This is a genomic window from Bradyrhizobium sp. SZCCHNS3016 (genome assembly GCF_032484535.1).
In the GTDB taxonomy this organism is placed as follows: domain Bacteria; phylum Pseudomonadota; class Alphaproteobacteria; order Rhizobiales; family Xanthobacteraceae; genus Bradyrhizobium.
Map to the genome: position 1 here is coordinate 527047 of NZ_JAUETE010000002.1, position 17643 is coordinate 544689.

The following is a 17643-nucleotide window of genomic DNA, read 5'->3' on the forward strand; positions in this document are numbered from 1 at the left end:
CCTAAACTCCCAAACGAACGGGGATGTCTTTCTTCGAAACGTACAGGACGGCGTCCGTCTCGGCGTCCAAAACCTGGATGCGGACGTGTTTGACAGTGTCGTCCGTCAACATGAAGCCGACGTTCGCCTTGACGGCAGGCGGCAAGGTCAGAACCCCCTCCGCCAGGTCGGCGCCGGTCGCAATGGCCGCGCGGGCAACCGGCCGATCATCGGACACCACAATTGGACGAACCTTGCGGGCGCCAGCGAAGAGGTCCTTAGACGCCGCCCCCAGCTCGATATGGACTGTGAAGATCCGGTTCGTGACCGCGTCGAAGTCGTGGGTGAGGACTACGGCGTCCTTTTCCGCCTTGGCGCTGCCGTCGACCTTCAGCTTCACGGCAATGACCGGAATGACCATTTCCTGCAACGACGTGCCGCCATGGTGATAGCAGAGATCTCCTCCGCTCTTGAAGACGGAGGTGCTGGCGGGGAACGCGAAATCAAGGTCCGTCGCGTAGCCGAGCTTCGCACCGGGGACTCTGACTGATCCGGCCGGCGTGGCCCCGCCCCGGCCGACCCAACAGCGACGATGCAGATCGATCGCATCGCCGCCTGGCGTGTCCAGGCGCATGGAGGGGTCGCGATCAGCGGCGAAGAAGAGATGGCCGTGGTCGGCCGTCACGACCGCCTCCCCGATCCCGATGGCCGCCAGACGTCCGAGGCACCGGGCAAGATCTTCGACGACGTTGTCCATGACCCGGCGGGCATACGTCGTGGTGGTGGCGTTTTCGCCGGCGGCATCGATCTCCGTGGAGCGGATGACGATGACCTTCGAGTCCCCGATCTTCTTCTGCAGCGCCTTCGTGCTCAGCGAGATCACCTCGTCGAGCGTGAGGTCGATCAGATCGGGAATGCGCGACTTCAGAAACTTCTGGCGGGCCGAAAGATCCGGAAGGAAGGTGCCGTCGATGGAAGCGCCGATCTTCTCCTTGTTCGAGACGACCGAGAAACTCGCGGACGCCCCAGGAAGCAATGCCGCCATGCCGACCGGCGTGATGGAAGGAAGCGCAGCCAACGCCGGACGCATCTGGACTTCGGAGGCTCGCGTGGTCAGGCGGCCGATAAGTTCGTGTCCCATCTCGAACCGCATGGCGTCGACCATGACGTAGGCGACTGGTACCGGGCGGCTGGCCACCACGTCCGACCAGATACGGGTCTGTTGCAGAACGCCCGGGACCGCCCAATCGGCCTTCTGGAGGGCCTTCAGGAAGCCTTCGCTCATACGGCGAACAGTATTTTCGTAAAGGTCCCGGATCTTCGCCTTGGCCTTGTCGTCGACCTCTTCGTCCAACGAGGAGAGAAATGCCTCCATGCGCCGCTGCGCCTGGTCAAGCGCGTACCACCCGTCCTTTTCGGACACGTAGCGATCGACCCAGGTGGTGGGATTGCCGTTGGCCTTCGCGATCGTCGCGTCTACTGAGGCGGAGACGAGACCGAGGTCGACCATCAGCTTGCAGACAGCCCAGACCGACTTCCGCGAAAGCTCGCGGCTGACCCAGAAGCTGCTCTCCCGCCCCCCCATCAGGGCACTGGCTTCTTCAAATTTCTCCGAGGCGATGAGGCCGAAGCACGCCGTCACCACGGCGGCCTCCTCAAACTTGAAGGTATCGATGGAGCCCAGCGCGGCACCGTTTACCGTCTCCGCCGATAGGCCAAGTTCCGCCTCGATCTTGTCCGCCGCCTCGACGTACGAAGTCGGATAGCGCTCGCGGAGGCGCTTGGCGACCTCCCGGACGGCCTTATGGTGGTCGCCGGTCTTGGCCTCGGGCACGTTCTTGATCGCCGTCGCCACTGCCCCTTGAAAATCCGCATTCGGGCCCAAATCAGACCGAAATTCGTTGACCAGCACGTACCGGAGGGCGATCTGGCGCGCTCGCCCCAGCGTCGCATCCGCAGGCAGAGAGAGACCCGCCCTAGCAAGAGCGGCGTCGCGAAGCTCTCCGAAGGCCGCCTTGGCCTTGATGTCGGCATCGTAAGAGGCGTCGCCCAGCCAATCCGTGACGATGGCGACAGTGTCGGTGGTACCGAAGATGCTCTTCAGCAGCGACGTCCCTTCTCCGCCTCCGTCGTCCTGCGCCATACCGGCCAAATCGGAATAGGTCAGCGCGTCGGATTTCAACATCTCGTCGATGGCCACGTCGGTGAACCGCTTCCGGAGCACCAGCCTGGCGAACTGCTTCAGGGCCGGCTGCTGATAGAAGGTGCCCGCCTTCTCCAATTCCATCAGCAGAGAGCCCTTGGGGTCCCGGTCGAGGCCGGGGATGTAGATGACAACATCATCCGGCTGGTCGCCGTTCGTCATATCCTCGACGGCAAAACGCGCCTTCAGGAAAGAGCCGTCAAAGACGTAGAGGCTGGCCTTCCGCTTGCCGAAATTGGCCGCCACAGGGCCGTCGCTCGAGCTGCGACCGTCCGCTATCTCCGCGAAAAACGGCCGCAGCTCCTCGCGCTTATCGTACATGACGACAACACGGCGATCCTTGATGCGGTCGCCGATCTGGTTGGCGATGTAGTCGTGAAGCGGGTGCATCGGGATCACGCTGCCTTTGACTTGCGAGTACGTTTCGAAGCGGCCCCAGTTTCGGGGGCATCCATGAGGCTCTTGAGGGCCGCCTTGACGCTGGCGGAACCGCGATCCTGGATCAACTTCGGGATCAACGTCTTCCCCTTGTCGCTGGCCTTCCATCCACCTCGTTCGTCCTCCACCCAGAATACGTTGCGGAGCCCGTGCGCTATGGCAATGCTGCGGTCCACCGCGCACTTCGGGATGACGCGTTCAGGCCAAAGATGCATCGCGAGCCGCGACCAGTCGTAGTCCCCTCGACACAGCTCTTTCCAGGTGGCTGTCGTTTCCTTCTGCCAGGCCTTGCTGCTGGGGAAAAGGCGATGAAGGGGAGCGGCGTTGATCGCGGCGCCGTCCTCAAGATTCGGATTCCACAGGGGGATTGCCCGCTTGACCTCGTCGAGGATCGTCTTCAACTCGTCGATAAGACGGGCTTGCTCTTCGACGGCCTTGCGGGCTTCGGTTGTCTGGTCGGAGTCCGCCTCGCTACGCAAAAGCTCGAACTGCCGCCGCTCGCGCGCGAGCTTGGGCGCCAGATAGTCGTTCTCCAGCCGAACGAGGGTGTCCTTGTTGATACCAGGAGCGTAAAGCCAGATTGAGTATTCGAGCGAAGGGGTCGCAAGCTGCCAGTAAATGGGAGCCTTGCGCCGGCTCTTAGAGTACGACTTCATGTGCGAAGAGAAGAAACGCTGGGCAATATCAGCGCGAACATTCTCGTCCGTGAAATCGATTCCAACACGTTCGCAGATGTAGCCAACGCGCTCCACGATATCATCGACATGTCCAGCATCGTCGACCAAGATGCCGTTGCAAATTGCAAGTCGATTCTGCTCACCTTCGATCATTCCCGGACTCTTGTCCGGAAGCGCGTCGAACGGCTGGGGCTCAGTCGGAATTTGGCGTTCGCCTGTTGCGAGGCGCACATCAAAGCGTCCAAAGGCAGCGCCCACCGCCCACGACAGCAAGGCTCCGCTGTCGGAATCGCTTGCTCCGCTCTCACCCTCGTCATCCGATTGATCTGACGAATTGAGGCTGGACGCTGATGCGCTTCGCCACGCCTCCATCGCCTTCTTGTCACTTTCGGTAAAGCCAAATGCACCATAGGCAAGTTCGTCGATCTTGACCTCAAGATCGTAAATTTCAGCCTGGATAGCGAAGGGATCGAAGTCAGATACGCGCTGGAGAAGTTGCTGCGGCAAGACGAATGCGCGCGACACTTCTTCAGTGCTCGCCAGACGTCGCCTCAAAGACCAAATCCGGCGAGCATGCTCCGCCAAGGTCGCCTGATCGGAGGAACCAAGCGTGGGGACGGGCGTCTGTTGAATAAGCCCAACCTCGAATGACTGCGCCAGTTCGGTTCTCGCGAGCTGAACACCCACCAGATAGTTGAACGAGGTAGAATTCATGACAGCGCACAAGGCCAACAACGCCTCTTCGTCGTCATGCTCCACAAAAACCGCCGGCCCTTTATCGGCAAAAATGCACCCGGCCGGCATTACTCGAAGGGAGAGGCCATTGGTGCGGCGCGGCCACGTCAGCCCCGGGCGGAAATATTGGTCCGCGCTGCGGATGTTGCGCGACCAATGACTCGACCCCGGGGTGGTCTCCGCGAATGCCTTGATTTCGGCGCCGTCGTCGTCCCACCGAGCCTGAAGATAAATATCCGCGAAGAACGTTCCGTATTGCCCGCCCTTCGCAAAGGGCGAAAATCCTGCTTGGCCTGCGGTCTCCCACCACAGGCGAAGAAACCTGAAATCGTCGCTGGACTGAAGCCCCACGGTCGCTGTCGCGATATCGGAGACCGATTTCATCCGTGCGAAGGAAGACAAAATGCTGTGTGGGCACCAGTAGGCAAACGGGCTTCCCGGGATTTGCGCGAACTCGGTCGGATTTACTTCGAACCGATAGGATCCTTCTTCGCGGGCGGCCGCCAGCATTGCGGACGCTTTTTGGTCCTGAGGGAAATCGATCAAACGAATGAACAGGCTCACGGCAGCACCTCTAGGCAATAGGCGGCGGTCTCCACCATGGCGCTGTCCAAGACCCCGGCCCCTAGGTCAGCGAACACAACAGGTGGCGCGCGTTTGAGGAGAATCTCCTCGCGCCACTTCTGGAAGCTCGAAAGAAAGAAACCGGTGCGCGAGGTAATAGCACCGAGCATGCCGCCGGGATGAAGAATGGCTATGCCGCGCTCGACGAACGCGGCATAGACGTCGTTTTTGGTGCTCGGATAATTCGTTTCGAATTCCTTCTTCGCGGCAACGCTGCCAAGTCCAAAGGGTGGATTCATCAGCACCACGTCGAACTTTCGACCGAAAAGCTCCACGAAGGCGATCCCCTGCTCAGCGTCATCGGCAAAGAGGCGACGCCTGGTGCCCTTCCCGTTGACCGCGTCGCTGACGAACCCCTTCAACGCCGAGAAGATATTTTCCTCGATCCTCTCAAAGAAGGCTGAGTTGCTGATGCCGGACAGGTCAAGTTCGCCTTGGCGCTTCGTCGGGGCCAACCCCGGCAGAAATTGGTCGGTTCGCAACTGCTCCTCATTGAAGGCCGCGCGCGCACGGCCGATTGATCGGGCCAGAGTCCGCTCGATCGGCAGTAGCGAACCCATTTCGCCAGCCAGGCGCATTTCGGACACGATCTCATTAAACAGGCCGCCGACCATAGCGGGACGCAGACTCGCTGAGAAATCTTCCACCAGCTTCGGGTCGCCCGGCATGGGCTCCGCGATGACGATGTTCGCGCGGCGGATGATGGGTCGGTCGCCGCGCGAGACCTTGTTGTCCATAAAGGCGCGCTGGGCACGCATCCAAAGGGCGAGTTGCGCGATCTGGGCGCAGCGGGGGTCGATATCGACGCCGTGGAGGTTATGTTGAAGGATCAGCGCCGGCGCCGCCTTCTTAAGGTCGTCGAGCGTGGCGTAGTCCTGCCGAAGCGTCCTGCCCGTCGCGCCGGAGACGGGCGAGGTTTCGTCGTTCCATGCCTCTTCGTAGATCAGGAGCAGCAGCGCGAAGCAGTAGAGCAGAAAGTGGCCCGAGCCGCAGGCGGGATCGAGAATCCGCAGATCACGAGGGTCCTTCTTGGCTGGACTGGATGACTCTCCGGCATCGCTCGCCTCCTTCACCATGTACTCGCATTTCTCGGCCAGGCCGGTGCGGCCATCGCGCATCTTGTGCCAGATGCGTCCGAGGGTGTTGTCGGTCAGAAACTGCACGACGTACGACGGGGTGAAGAACTGATTGCGGATCGCGAGCTCGCGGCTGTTTCGTGGCGCCGCGCTCTCGTCGCGCATCTGGCGACGCTCTTCGCCGGAGTTGAAGAACTGGTAGATCCAGCCGATCGTCTCGTCCTCTTTCCAGACGCCCTTGAGGTCGGCGACGTTCAGGATCTCGAGAATCTCGTCGAAGGTCGCCTTCTTGGGCCAGAGGACCGACGCCGGATCGCGACGATCGAACAGCACCTTCACCTCGGTGGACAGTTCGTCGAAAATGCTCTCGATGTAGAACCGGTAGCCGGCACCGTCGGCAGTCTTCAGGGCCGGCGCCAGACCGCAGAATTCCTGGAAACCGATCGAATTTTCACCCCTGCTGATGCACTCCTGAACCAGCCCGCGCGGCTCGAGCATCTTGAGGGCGGCGAAGCGGTTCAGCGTGGTGAAGGCCGCGTCCCGGATGTAGTCGCGCACGGCGTCGGCCTGCTGCATGCCGGCACGCCGCTTGTGCTCGATGGCCGCCACGATCCGGTCGCGTAGCAGAACCTGGCGACCCGTCAGATGGCGCCCGCCCTCGTCGGCAACACGACCGTCCAGACGCACGTCGAACACGCCATCGAGCTGCTCGGCAAAGTCCTCCTGAAGGAGCCGCCGAATCCTCTGCGTGGCACGTTCAATCGCGTTTCGGGTATCCTTGTCCATCAGCCGGCGCTCACTTGACGATCACTTTCTTGCCCTCACCGATGAGTCGCGAAAACTCATCCCGGATACCCTGCAGCGCCAGATCCAACTCCTCCTCGGTCTCGATGCCGCCCGCGAAGAACTGTCCAACGGACACCGTCGCCAGGCGCTCGCCCTCCAGGATCTGGTGCATCTTGGCGACGGCCAACGCCAAGCGACTTTCCGCCAGCTCCGCTTCCGACCTGAGGTGACGGATCGTCTGGTTATGCCAGTTCTTGTCGGCGCATTGACGCAGATGGCGGGAGATCTCCTCCCGCTGCGCTTCATCGAGCCGTTCCCAGCCCGGCGTCTTCATCAACAACTCGATCGCGTTCAGGTAGGCTTTGACGCGACCGTCCAAGGCCGCATCATATCGCCGCTTGTACTCGGCATTGATCGAGGCCGCCGCCGTCGAGATCGGTCCGATTTCGCGATAAAAAGTTTCCCTTTCCATCAGGTCGCCGAGAACCGTGCCCTGTTGCGCATAGATGGCGTCAAGGTCTGGCTCTTCCTCCAGCACGGAGACGAGCTGAGTGGCGGAGCGGGCGTCGGCGATTGCCTTAAGCGACGTATCGTTGAGCACCGCGGCCAGATCGGAAGCGCGCTTGATCGCGTCCTTCAAGCTCTTGTGCGAGGCGTTGAAGGTGAGGATGGCGTTCTCTTCGTTGCCGCGCCGAATCGCACGCATCTGGTTGACGGCACTTTCGAGCACATCCGCGCCCGGCAGCTGGGCCGACCTCATCGTGCCTAGAACGCCCTCAAGCTCCTCTTCATGGCGCTCGACAGCCGCCCGGATCTCGGCCGCGATAGGGCCCGACGCCAGCTCCTTGACCTCGTCACCGAACGTATCCCGGTAGTTCTCTCCGGCTTCGGCGAGGACGGCGAAGTCGATACCCTTCTTCGGCCGGAAGCTGGCGGCGCGGAACATGTTGTTACCGGAAAAGCAGTCCTTGGCTGCCGTGGTGGTGGCTTGGTCGATCACCTGCCCCTTCGAGGTTGCCTCGATCTTTCCCGCCCTGAGCAGAGACAGGGTGAGGAGCCGTACGACGTCGAAGTCCCAGCCGAAGGGCGGCTTCAGGAACTCGTCCTCGAGGTACTTGCCGGTCACCTGCTCACCGTAAGCGGCGCGCTCTTCAATCTTCGTGAGGATCTCCGACAACGGAACGACATCGGTCCGGAACACCCTCTTGTTCTGCTCGTCCCGCAGCAGCTCAAGATGCGAGAACACGGCCGGCAGGCCCGACAGGTTCTCCGCGGTGAGCAGCGCATCGATACCCTTGGTGACGTCGTTCTTCTTGGCGGAGGCTTCGGAGAAACGGTTATAGACATCGGGCAGCACCTGCTGCAGCACGCCGGTGACGGCCTTCCCGATTTCAGTGACGGTGCCGGCGGGACTGCGGTCGTTACCGCGGAAGTACACCTTGCCGGCGAGACAAGCCGCCTTCAGGCGCCGGCCGAGCTCCTGCATGTGATTGCGCTGCCGAACCTTCTCCTCGGCGATGAGCGCGGTCTCGTCGGCGGTCGGGGCGCCGCGCCCCTTTCGCTTGATCATCTCGTCTGAGCGAAAGGCCTCGCGCATCTCGCGCTTTATATCCTGGTCGAGAGCGATGCTCCAGAAAACGTCCTTCTGATCCATCTGGCTGCGCTTGCGCAGAGTTTCCGCTTCGACCAACGCCTGCTCCGCGGTGTCCGCGAGATCGAGATGGAAAGAGACGTCGCCGGCGACCTCTTCGTTGCCGCCGACCATCAGACCGGCCTTGAACGTCTTGGCGTCGCCCAGTGTGAAGCCGGGCTGCGGGGCCCAGAAGCCGGCCAGCACCGAAGCGTAAAGGCGCCGTTCGTCGGCCCGCTTGGGATCGATCGATGCCCGTGTCTGATCCCAGTCATCTTCGGCCGGGGTCGGAATGCGGTAGCCGCCGTCGCCCTGGCGGACCATGTGCTTGGCCTCAAGCTCAGTCAGCGCCTCCCGCACTTCGGTCAGCCTGGACTCGGCATCCACCCGATCGACCAGGGCGGCCGCGATGTTCTCGGGCGTCCGATGAACGGTCCGAACGAACTGCAGCAGGCACACGACCTTCGCCACGGCCTGCGCCATGGGATGCTGAAGCTTGGCCGGGATGGAGATGATCTTGGCGCGGATATCGGAATTGATGTTGCCTTCGACGAGATCGTAGACCTGGTCGAGGCGCACCAGCGCGCCGACGGGGGCGTCGGCAATCTTGGTGGCCGGGTTGATCAGAAGCTGCTGGGCGAGCTTGATGATGGTCCGGTTGGCGCCGCCGACATGCTTGCTGGCACCGCCCTGCATGCGGAGGCCGGAGACGATGTCGATGATCAGATCGATCTGGTAGGGCAGCAGCGGATAAAGGTCGACGAACCGCTCCCGGGACAGCGTCGGCAACGAGACGTCGGCCGTGAGCTTGGAATTCAGATCGAGGCGGGCGCGATTGTCGTCGTAGAGTTTGCCGAGGGCGGTCTCCGCGCCGGCGTTCTTCGCCAAGACGCGGCGGCTGGTGACCTCGGAGATGTCTGACGGCTCCAGGTGGACCTGAAGCGGGAAGCGATCCATCAGCTTCGGCAGCTCGATCCGGCGATCGTCGAGGCCGCTGACGACCTCGCTCAGGCGTTCCTGCGAGGTGACCGCGATCCAATACTTGCCGCGCCCCTTGACGCCGAGCTGCTGCACGATGGCCTGCAGGTCCAGCATCTTCTGGGTGTCCCGGGCCACGAATTGGCCGACTTCGTCGACGACGAAGATCAGAGAATGCCCCGGCCTGCGGCGCTTCATCAGCTCCACGATCCGGTCGGCCAAACGGCCCGGCGTGATGTCAATCTTCGGGCGCCCCTTCGACCAGGAATCCGCCATTGGATACGTGGCCGGCTCGAGCTTGTGAAGCACGGCGCTCGCCTGGTTGAGCGCAAAAATCGGCAAGTTCTTCTGAGTGTCCCAGGACTTTCCGTGCAGTTCCTGGAAGACCTTCTTGAACTCTTCGAGCCGCCCCTCGGTCTCCAGGGCGATTTCCAGCTCGGCGGGGTCGATCTCCTTGGCGTAGCCCAGGCTGGCAAGGAAAAGCCGGTACATGATCTCGGTCAGCATCTGGTTGCCGGACCGGATGCCCCTGTCGGTAGAGACGTCGAAAATGACGGTGTGCGTGGGGATCTTCTCGTTGATGGTCTTGAGGACGACCGAGAGCTTCGGGTCGCCGGCGCGCGCGGAAAAGCGCTCCGCGGCGGGCACCCCGAGGATGTCGCGATCCTCGATTGCGAGACCCAACACCTTCGCGAAGCTCGACTTGCCGGAGCCGAAGAAGCCGGAGATCCAGATGGCGACGCCTTCATGGGGCTTCTGAGGGGTCTCCTGATAGCGCTCCAGAACGTGGACGTAGTGCTTCTTGATCGCGTCCGTGACGACGTACTCGTCGATTTCGGAGGCGATGATCTCCGAGGACGTTTGGTCGACCTTAATGACTTCCTCGATCTGCCGAGTGATGTCGCTGGCGAACAGTGATGCGATCTTGGTCACGTTATTCATTCCTCAGAAGATCTTCGGTCGATAATTATGCTCGGCGTCGAGTACGCCCATGAAGCGAAGGCCCGACGCTCCATCGAGGTCGCCCGGATAGAAAAGGATAGTGGGGACATGCACTCGCCCCTTGAGCTGCTCAAGCAAGGAGAAGGTGCGATACACGGGGAACAGAGCGCCGGTGCGCGAGATCAGCACGACGTCCTTCTTGGGGTCCGGCTCGGTCGGCATGCGGGCCGCGACGAGGTCGACCAATGGCGCATATTCCTCGAGGATGTTGGTGATGGTCTGGATGGTCTCCTCGACCGTCCCCGATCGCTCGGCGTCATACCAATCCTCAAGAGGGCGCTGCGATGTCATGGCCTCCGAAAGGCAGTCCGCCAGCGAGATGCGGGTGACACGCTTGCCCTTCTGGGTTAGGCGCGTCGTCAGCATCGTCAGCTCCCGCCGCAGCGGGTACTCCTGCTCCGGATCGTACCGGAAGAGTGCGTACGGCATGTCATGATAAGCGCTGATCTTAGCGCGCGGATCCGCGGCCGCCAAATGCGGCTCCAGATCATGGCGCAGGCGCTTCTCGAAATCGCTCATGCCGCAACCCTCTCGGCGCATTCCAATGCGCTCTTAAACGGGAGACCCACCTGGGCGATATTTCCCGCCACTTCGTAGTTGAGCCGCTTATACTGGTGGAGGCGCAAAAGCGCGACATGGACGTCGGTCGGCGCCATGTAGGCCAAGCGCCAAAGGCGGCTGGAGAGCATCTTGGTGGTGTTGCCCTCGATCTCGCTGATCATGTGGGCGTAGAACATGGTCACGTCGTCGCTCATGGCGATCGAGGCGAAGGTCTTGGCGGGGCCGTCGCCGGCCAGCATGCCGAGATCGACAGCCATCCTCAGTAGATCGCGAGCGCTTCGAAGCTGGCCGTACTCGGAAAACGGCTTCGCCTTCGAGCCCCTGGCGACGGCGGCCTTTTCAAAAGCCGGCCTCACATCCTCGGAGCGGATCTGATAGCGCCCTTTCTCATGCGCGCTGAACAACCAACCCATCGCGAAGTCGTGGAACGGCTGCTCCGTGGCCCCGATCCACAGACGAAAGCAGTCCCGCCAGTCGACGAGGGGCATCCCTCTCTTCGCGAGGGCGATCAAAGGGCGCACCGGATCGATGTCGCGCAAACGACGCTTCAGCGTCGCATTGACCTCCCGCTCCCAGCCTGCGGTCTTGTGCTTGCCTAAGAGAGCAGCCTTCAGGTTGTCCCCGAGCGACAGCCCGTCGTCCCAGCCGGAAAAAAGCTCATAAGTCTCTTGGACCAGCACCCCCTTGCGCAGGAGGCGCTGCGACCACTCGGGGCGAACCTTCATGAGTCGGCCATCCGCGCGTAAGGGACGACCAGATTCCCGGGAACGCTCGCAGAGAAGGAAAGCGCCAGCAAGGCGGCGGTACACCGCCTACCCTCGAACTTCTCCGGAATCTGGATTGATCGGCCGTCCGACGACTTTTTGATCTTCGCATGGACCTGGATCTCGGCGTCGGTGACCAAGTCGAAGTCTTTGAGGGCGACCGGAACGTCGGTGGACTTCAACTCCGCGACGCGCTCGAAGAACGGCTGCCAAGTCGCGGCAGCGTCGAGCCACCCCTCCCAGATCGAATCCAGACGGTCTTCCAGATCGTCCGTCAAGCGCCAGAGATTGACCGACCCCGGTGGGTCGAAGATCTCCGCGCAGCGGGCGGCCGCGATCATCTGAACCGACTTCGCCTGGGCGAAATAGTGGGTTCGGGGAAAACCTCTCCGGAGCACGGTCACGCCCTTACGACTAAGCTGACCCTGCGAATTCCACCAACGGGCGCAGTCCATCTCGCCAAGGCGAGCCACGACCGTCCTGAGCCGCATGAGCCACGCAAGGTCGATATCGTTGTACATCTCAGCGGCGGCCATCTCGTCCCCTACCCTTCCCGCCCGATCCGGGTTTTGGGCGGCCCTTCTCGCCCTCGAGCCACCTGATTTCTGCTCTCACCGAATCAGAGTTTCTTTTTAGCCGGCATACATCCATCACCGAGTAATCGCCATTTGCCTCCTTGTTGACCGTGGATGGAGAAATCGCCAAACACACGCCGTTGTGAGTATATTTTCATTCCTCTTGCTGAGGTAGCGCATTTTGGATGGTCGGGAACATGAACTTTGGGCGTCAAGGCGACCCGACGACGGCCTAGAACGGAAACTTACATGTCCTTCGATCTCGACGATGCTCGCAGCTAAGTCGGCGGCATGGTGCCATCTCCGTCTTCAGCGGCCCGGAGCCGACCATTCTGGTTCTCCCCGATGATACGGAGGAATGCGCTGCCATCGGCAGGTGGATCACAGACCAGACTGCTGGCGGTGTCATGCCCAACGAATTCGGCGTCTTCGTTCGTTCCGAGGGTCAGCTCGCCACGTGCCCGGTCTGGAAAGCAGGCCTTTCCTTCAGGGTGCTCGACGATCTTCGAAACGGCCACCGGCCAGGCCTCTATCGCGACAATGCACCTGGCAGGGGCTCTGGAGTTTCGAGCCGTCCTCGTGACGGCCTGCGACGACAAGGCCATCCCGCTCCAGGAACGCATCGAGACCGTGGGCGACGAGGCCGACCTGCAGGAGGTCTACGAGACCGAGCGGCACCTGCTCTATTTCGCCTGCACCCGTGCCCGCAACCACCTGCTCGTCTGCGGCGTGGCGCCGGTCTCCGAGTTCTTGGACGACTTCGAGGTGGTCTAAGATAGTAGCATCGTCGGCCCGATCAGCACGCCTCTGCGCGTGACTCGTAGTCGCCCGCGACGTTCGTCGGTATAACTCCTAGCATCGCCACTAGGTTCGCTCTCATGGCCTCGAAAGCCAATCAAGGCGGGACGTCGCGGCGCGATCTCGTGCGGCCGCTCTGATGATCCGCAGGTCCATCGCTGATGCGGCCGGGCGGGCAAATATTTGACCGCGTTCTCGGTTTGTGCTAAGGACCATTACATCGCTACACATTCGCTGAGGAACGCCCCGCCACAAGTGGGGCTTTTTCGACACCCCGTCCGCGCCTGGGCAATCCCGCCTGGGCGATTTTCGTTTTGGAGTAAGAATGAGCCGTCTCTTTTACGATCCCGACACCGCACGACCCTACGTCGGGTTCAGGTTGTCGGCGCACCAACTGGCAGCGCTGGATGAAGCGCGCCTGAACCTACGTCAGGGTAGGTCGGAGTTCGTGCGCCAGGCCATCGAGGAGCGTCTGCAACGGCTTCAGGCGGCTGATATGCGATCCTAACGAAAAGCCCCAGCGTTGGCGCGCCGGCGCTTGTAGGTCCCTAACCGATCGAGAATTGAGAACCCGGACAATGTCACACGACGAAAGCAAAGGCAACTTCAAGCCGACTCCCATCATCAAGCCGTACGGAGTTCGAATCCAGGTCACGGCTGGCAACAAACTGAAGTTCATCACCGCCGTGCAGAGAGCGCCGAAAAAAGAACTGAGTGATCTTCAGAAGCGCCTCTACATGCGCATGATCGACAAGACCAACGAAGGATATGGTGACGATCAGGGAAAGCATGGGCATTGCTATCCCAACTTCGTGACGCTCGCCGAGGAATGCGGTTGCACCGTAAGTGCGGTGAAGGCCAACATCGCCGCTCTTGAGACGGGGGTTATGAAGGGTCGCAAGCGCCCGGATGGTACCCGGGAGGCGGACAAAATCATCCCGGCACGCTGGAGGATAAAGGTGAAGCGTAAGGGGGAGCGCGGCAAAGGCGGGGCGGGCCGTCACAACATCTACTGGCTGCCACTCTGGAATGAATTTGGAGCCGTTGAAGGCGACAAGAACGGTCCAGCAGAAACGGTCCACGACGGTGACCGTTTAGAAAAGGTTCGGAAAAAAACGGTCCACGGGGATTCCAAAACGGTCCACGAAGATTCGGAAACGGTCCACGGTGCACATGGAAACGGTCTGCGGCGTGGACCCGACTCACCTCAGCACTCACCTCATAAATTCACCTCAGAAGACACCACCTATCCGTTCGAGCCCGCCTCCGGCGAGCGGTTGCCGGCTGATCTGTTTGTAGAGGGAGACGAGCGCTTTCCAAAAGCTCGGTGGTATCGAGCGAGCTATTGGTGGTTCTCGATGGAAGATATGGATGATGCCATGGAGCTGCACGGTCTCAGTCATGGGGAAGTGGATGCAAAGATCGACGAATTTGTTGCTGAGATGGAGGCAGCCGGAGAGCTTCACGAAGATTGGTCGCCGATCTGGCGGCGGTGGATTGGCCTCACGGAAACTCAGGATGCCGGGCATCAGCAGCCGGGTGCTCCTGATGCGGATGAGCCGGCGTTCTAGGGACTCGATGCGGCGGCTGGTTGCTCCCGCTTCTCGGCCGGTTTGGTGATCGGCGGTGCGACCGCGTGTAGTCGTGCGGCTCTCGAGATCTCTGCCGATCTGGCGGGGAGCACCAAGCCAACCAACCTTGGAACGATCAAACTCACGTTGTCCGAAGACCTCGCTGCGGTGTTGGCGCGGCAAGACGGGGTGCTGTTCGAAGGGAAGATCAGTATGAGGGGCACGCCCAGGGGAGATGATTGGGCGGTGTCTGCCGTTCGCCCGATACTGCCGACCCTTGCGGGCCTCACTGGCGCGTTCTCTGAAGCTTCAGGGCCGCTACCTGGCTGGCTCCTCGAAAGTGCTCTAGGGCCAGCATTCAGGCTCTGGAGCACGACGAGAGGAAGGTCGAGGCGCGCCATAGCTGGCATCGACCGAACTAAGTCAACCCTGGTTGAGCCTTCACTAAGAGCTGGCTAAACCTCGGTTGTGCTCCGCCGTTCGCAAGATTCCGATCGCATAAAAAGGGCCATTTGATTTTCGCGTCTCGATGCCGGCCGTTTGCGCTGGTCTTGACGTTTGGCGTATATTAGGTAATAATGCAGATAGACTGCTATACATTCACGATGAATAATGGCCGCCTCATCCGGGTGGCCATTTTCATTTTGATCAACTGCCACTTAGCCCGCCCGGTCAACCGCGCGGGCTTTTTTCATGGAGTACCCCGCCTATGGCGAACATCAAGTTCGACGACCTCGTCGCCAGCCCGATGGAGAACGTCAGCCTCGTAGTCCCGAAGCTACTGCTGGAACAAATCGACCGAGCAGCCGCGCAAGATGACCCATCGAGCCCGAACCGCAGTTCGTGGATGCGTCGCGCCTTGATCGATCGTTTGAAGCGGGAGGCCACGCGATGACCGACCTGGAAAATCTGATCGTCGTCGAGGCACGCAAGCTTGGCTTCGCGGTCACTGCCGACGCGGTGATGCAATCGGCCATCGATTTGGCCGGCGGCGGCATGACTGAACAGGGCTACATCAGCCTTCCTGGCAAAGGCGTGCTCTCACCTTCCAACTACGTCAGTGCGCTGCGAGCAGCCATGCCAACAGCTTTCCGACCCCTTGATGCAGAGCCCGAAGCCACACCGCCCGGCAATCTGACTTTAACCGAGGCAATGCGCCGGGAAGTTGCAGCTACGCGCCGTAAGGCCGCACTGCCGGATGATTGGAACGCGGTTCGCGAGCGCTATGCCGCCGGTAGCGTCACTCGGAAACATATGGACGAAGTTGCGGCAGCCCGCCGCTTAGGAAAGTAAGATGACGAAACACACATTCCGCAGATCACGATCAGTTCACGCCGTCGCTGACGTGGTTCAAAACGTGCCGTTCGATGTTCGGAAGCTGCGGGCTCAGGCTATTGAGGACTTTGACCGGCGTCGGTCCCTTGCAGCGGCACGGCAGGAAGTTGAGGCCGCTCGCGGGGTGCTGAACCGTGTCAGGGACACAGCCGCAGAGCAAGCCGCGCTAGATGCAGCATTGACGAAGCTGGCAGAGATCGAAGCGGAGGCGGCTACCTGACGAGCAAGCTGAACTGAAGGCGGTCTCCGAGGACCGTCGTTCTCTGGAGGCGTAGGTGATTGAGGAGACTCGCGACTCTCAAGCGCGGGGGCTGTCGTCGCGGCGCCTCCGCCCCATCCGCCCGGTGACACCGGAGGAAAGATCAAACTGATTGCGGCAATGCTCTCCCTCGCCATGTTGATAGGCACGGCAACGGCGAGGCCGTACCCGACGCCGACTCACGATGGCCGAGACCGCATCCCCGGAACTGGCACCTGCCCTACCGGATAGGTAGGTCTAGGTGCCTTCTGCATAGCGCTGCACCGGGGCACGCCGCGCGCCTGTCCCGTGATCCCCGGCAGAACGTGTCCGGCCGGGACCTTCCGTAGTGGTGGCGCCTGCGCTGCGTTCCGCTGATCTAGCAGGGTTCGAAATTGGCTGCCTGATCCTTCATTCGCCTAGAGATCTTAGCGATTGTAGCCCGGCCGCATCCCGCAGCAGCTTCGATGTCGCTCCAAGACATGCCGGATTTGAGCATACCCTCAATACCAGCATTCCGGTCGACGTTCTCAGGGCGTCCCTTAAACTTCCCTTCCGTCTTGGCCTTGGCGATCCCTTGCGCCTGGCGACGGCGTCTGTCTTCGTAATCTTTCCGCGCAGTCGCGGCCAGAATATCGAGCACCATGCCGTTCACAGCCGCTAGGACCCGGCCAGCGAAGCTGTCCGCGTCGCCGCCTATGAATTGGTGCGAAGTCGGCAGATCAAGAGCGACTATGCGAACGCCCTTGGCATCGATCATGGCCCGGAGTTTCTTCCAATCGGACTCGTCCAGTCGGCTCAGCCTATCCACTTGCTCAATCAGAAGCACGTCGCCTTCCTGAGCGTCAGAGAGAAGCTTGAACAGTTCCGGTCGGTCGAGCTTCGTGCCGGACTCGTTCTCGCGATACCACGCAGCGATCTTGAGCCCGCGATCTTTGGCGAAGTTCTTCAGATCGCCTTCCGCTCGGTTGGCATCCTGATCTTGAGTGCTGGCGCGAAGGTAGGCGCGAACGAACATTGAAGACCCCGTCAGTTTCGTTAGACTGGTTCCCTAATATCAGTTCGGTTAGACTGGTTCAATAATTTATTTGAAGACCCATTGGGCTGGTGCCATTGGCATATACCCAATTTGAACCAGCCTCCACGCTGCGTCCTTCCGGCAAGGAAGGCGCGGGTGGACAGGCTGCGGTGCTCTCCATCGATCAGGCTGCCGGCGCTCCTGCCAGCCACACATGGCGTCGGTGGCCGGCCGGGTTCGCATGACCGGCCACCTCATCCATGGGCTCAGAGTTTGCTGGCGAACGCCTCTACTTCGCTCAGCGTGGCATCGTATGCGCGCTGCCCGCATCCGAGTCGCACGGTGTTGGTGTAGTCCAACACCATGTAGCCCGGCCCATATTCCTGGCGGAGCCAAGATCGCGCTGGCGTCTTGGCTAGACGGTGGTCGGCCTTGGCGAGGCGGCGGCAGAGTCGATCTTCACGGATTTTGAGTGCAGTCATAGCGCAACGGCTTCCTCATGAGGATTACCCGCCGTTGCGATGATCCGGGCAAGTCGATCTTGGGGCTGTCGATCGAGGCCGGGGCACAGAAGCCAACAACAATAATTATAGCGCGAGCTACATCGCACCGCAATGACATCTTGGCTGCATCGACCAGCCACACCGTTGCAAGT

14 protein-coding genes are annotated in these 17643 nt (G+C 61.2%); 5 read left to right on the forward strand and 9 right to left on the reverse strand.

Translation table 11 applies throughout. From position 1 onward, the window contains the following. Position 1: 1 nt before the first annotated feature. Genes QW881_RS06670 through QW881_RS06700 form a run of 7 tightly spaced genes read right to left on the reverse strand, consistent with a single transcriptional unit; the run spans position 2 to position 11989 of the window. Entirely contained in the window at positions 2–2572 is a 2571-nt protein-coding gene (locus tag QW881_RS06670; RefSeq protein ID WP_316158597.1) for a PglZ domain-containing protein, read from the reverse strand. Positions 2573–2577: 5 nt separating this feature from the next. Next, on the reverse strand, positions 2578–4596 hold the full coding sequence (locus QW881_RS06675) for a hypothetical protein (RefSeq protein ID WP_316158595.1): 2019 nt from the start codon (positions 4594–4596) through the stop codon (positions 2578–2580). Continuing rightward, complete coding sequence (locus tag QW881_RS06680) at positions 4593–6518, reverse strand: Eco57I restriction-modification methylase domain-containing protein (protein ID WP_316158594.1); 1926 nt, start codon at positions 6516–6518, stop codon at positions 4593–4595. The genes QW881_RS06675 and QW881_RS06680 overlap by 4 nt, the downstream gene beginning before the upstream one ends. Positions 6519–6528: 10 nt before the next feature. Continuing rightward, entirely contained in the window at positions 6529–10059 is a 3531-nt protein-coding gene (gene brxC / locus QW881_RS06685; protein WP_316158593.1) for a BREX system P-loop protein BrxC, read from the reverse strand. Between the two features lie 12 nt (positions 10060–10071). Beyond that, a complete protein-coding gene (locus tag QW881_RS06690) occupies positions 10072–10647 on the reverse strand; it encodes a BREX protein BrxB domain-containing protein (protein ID WP_316158592.1) in 576 nt (191 codons plus the stop codon). Then, positions 10644–11414 carry a hypothetical protein gene (locus tag QW881_RS06695; RefSeq protein ID WP_316158591.1) on the reverse strand — a complete coding sequence of 257 codons (771 nt, stop codon included), beginning with the start codon at positions 11412–11414 and terminating at the stop codon, positions 10644–10646. The genes QW881_RS06690 and QW881_RS06695 overlap by 4 nt, the downstream gene beginning before the upstream one ends. Next, the gene (locus QW881_RS06700; RefSeq protein WP_316158590.1) at positions 11411–11989 is read right to left on the reverse strand and encodes a BrxE family protein; all 579 of its coding nucleotides are present in this window, start codon (positions 11987–11989) and stop codon (positions 11411–11413) included. Before QW881_RS06700 ends, QW881_RS06695 begins: the two co-directional genes overlap by 4 nt. Before the next feature lie 384 nt (positions 11990–12373). On the opposite strand from QW881_RS06700, the gene QW881_RS06705 reads away from it, so the two are divergent. The 5 genes from QW881_RS06705 (at position 12374) to QW881_RS06720 (ending at position 15690) form a co-directional block, all read left to right on the forward strand. Further along, positions 12374–12802, forward strand: coding sequence for a 3'-5' exonuclease (locus QW881_RS06705; protein ID WP_316172348.1), 429 nt, complete (start codon positions 12374–12376; stop codon positions 12800–12802). A 349-nt stretch (positions 12803–13151) separates the two neighbouring features. Beyond that, on the forward strand, positions 13152–13334 hold the full coding sequence (locus tag QW881_RS32570; protein ID WP_410052038.1) for a ribbon-helix-helix protein, CopG family: 183 nt from the start codon (positions 13152–13154) through the stop codon (positions 13332–13334). 70 nt (positions 13335–13404) lie between these two features. Next, entirely contained in the window at positions 13405–14397 is a 993-nt protein-coding gene (locus tag QW881_RS06710; protein ID WP_316158587.1) for a helix-turn-helix domain-containing protein, read from the forward strand. A 709-nt stretch (positions 14398–15106) separates the two neighbouring features. After that, positions 15107–15292 carry a hypothetical protein gene (locus QW881_RS06715; RefSeq protein ID WP_316158586.1) on the forward strand — a complete coding sequence of 62 codons (186 nt, stop codon included), beginning with the start codon at positions 15107–15109 and terminating at the stop codon, positions 15290–15292. After that, complete coding sequence (locus tag QW881_RS06720; protein ID WP_316158585.1) at positions 15289–15690, forward strand: hypothetical protein; 402 nt, start codon at positions 15289–15291, stop codon at positions 15688–15690. The genes QW881_RS06715 and QW881_RS06720 overlap by 4 nt, the downstream gene beginning before the upstream one ends. 659 nt (positions 15691–16349) lie before the next feature. Here QW881_RS06720 and QW881_RS06725 read toward each other — a convergent pair. Both QW881_RS06725 and QW881_RS06730 read right to left on the reverse strand, forming a co-directional pair. Then, positions 16350–16988, reverse strand: a complete 639-nt coding sequence (locus tag QW881_RS06725) for a recombinase family protein (RefSeq protein ID WP_316158584.1) — start codon at positions 16986–16988, stop codon at positions 16350–16352. 266 nt (positions 16989–17254) lie between these two features. Beyond that, on the reverse strand, positions 17255–17470 hold the full coding sequence (locus QW881_RS06730; RefSeq protein WP_316158582.1) for a hypothetical protein: 216 nt from the start codon (positions 17468–17470) through the stop codon (positions 17255–17257). Positions 17471–17643: the final 173 nt, after the last annotated feature.

Coding starts and splice junctions, on each gene's coding strand:
- QW881_RS06725 (WP_316158584.1), bottom strand. CDS start 16,988: ATGTTCGTTCGCGCCTACCTTCGCGCCAGCACTCAAGATCAGGATGCC.
- QW881_RS06680 (WP_316158594.1), bottom strand. CDS start 6,518: ATGGACAAGGATACCCGAAACGCGATTGAACGTGCCACGCAGAGGATT.
- QW881_RS06705 (WP_316172348.1), top strand. CDS start 12,374: ATGATACGGAGGAATGCGCTGCCATCGGCAGGTGGATCACAGACCAGA.
- QW881_RS06670 (WP_316158597.1), bottom strand. CDS start 2,572: ATGCACCCGCTTCACGACTACATCGCCAACCAGATCGGCGACCGCATC.
- QW881_RS32570 (WP_410052038.1), top strand. CDS start 13,152: ATGAGCCGTCTCTTTTACGATCCCGACACCGCACGACCCTACGTCGGG.
- QW881_RS06730 (WP_316158582.1), bottom strand. CDS start 17,470: ATGACTGCACTCAAAATCCGTGAAGATCGACTCTGCCGCCGCCTCGCC.
- QW881_RS06715 (WP_316158586.1), top strand. CDS start 15,107: ATGGCGAACATCAAGTTCGACGACCTCGTCGCCAGCCCGATGGAGAAC.
- QW881_RS06720 (WP_316158585.1), top strand. CDS start 15,289: ATGACCGACCTGGAAAATCTGATCGTCGTCGAGGCACGCAAGCTTGGC.
- QW881_RS06690 (WP_316158592.1), bottom strand. CDS start 10,647: ATGAGCGATTTCGAGAAGCGCCTGCGCCATGATCTGGAGCCGCATTTG.
- QW881_RS06710 (WP_316158587.1), top strand. CDS start 13,405: ATGTCACACGACGAAAGCAAAGGCAACTTCAAGCCGACTCCCATCATC.
- QW881_RS06695 (WP_316158591.1), bottom strand. CDS start 11,414: ATGAAGGTTCGCCCCGAGTGGTCGCAGCGCCTCCTGCGCAAGGGGGTG.
- QW881_RS06700 (WP_316158590.1), bottom strand. CDS start 11,989: ATGGCCGCCGCTGAGATGTACAACGATATCGACCTTGCGTGGCTCATG.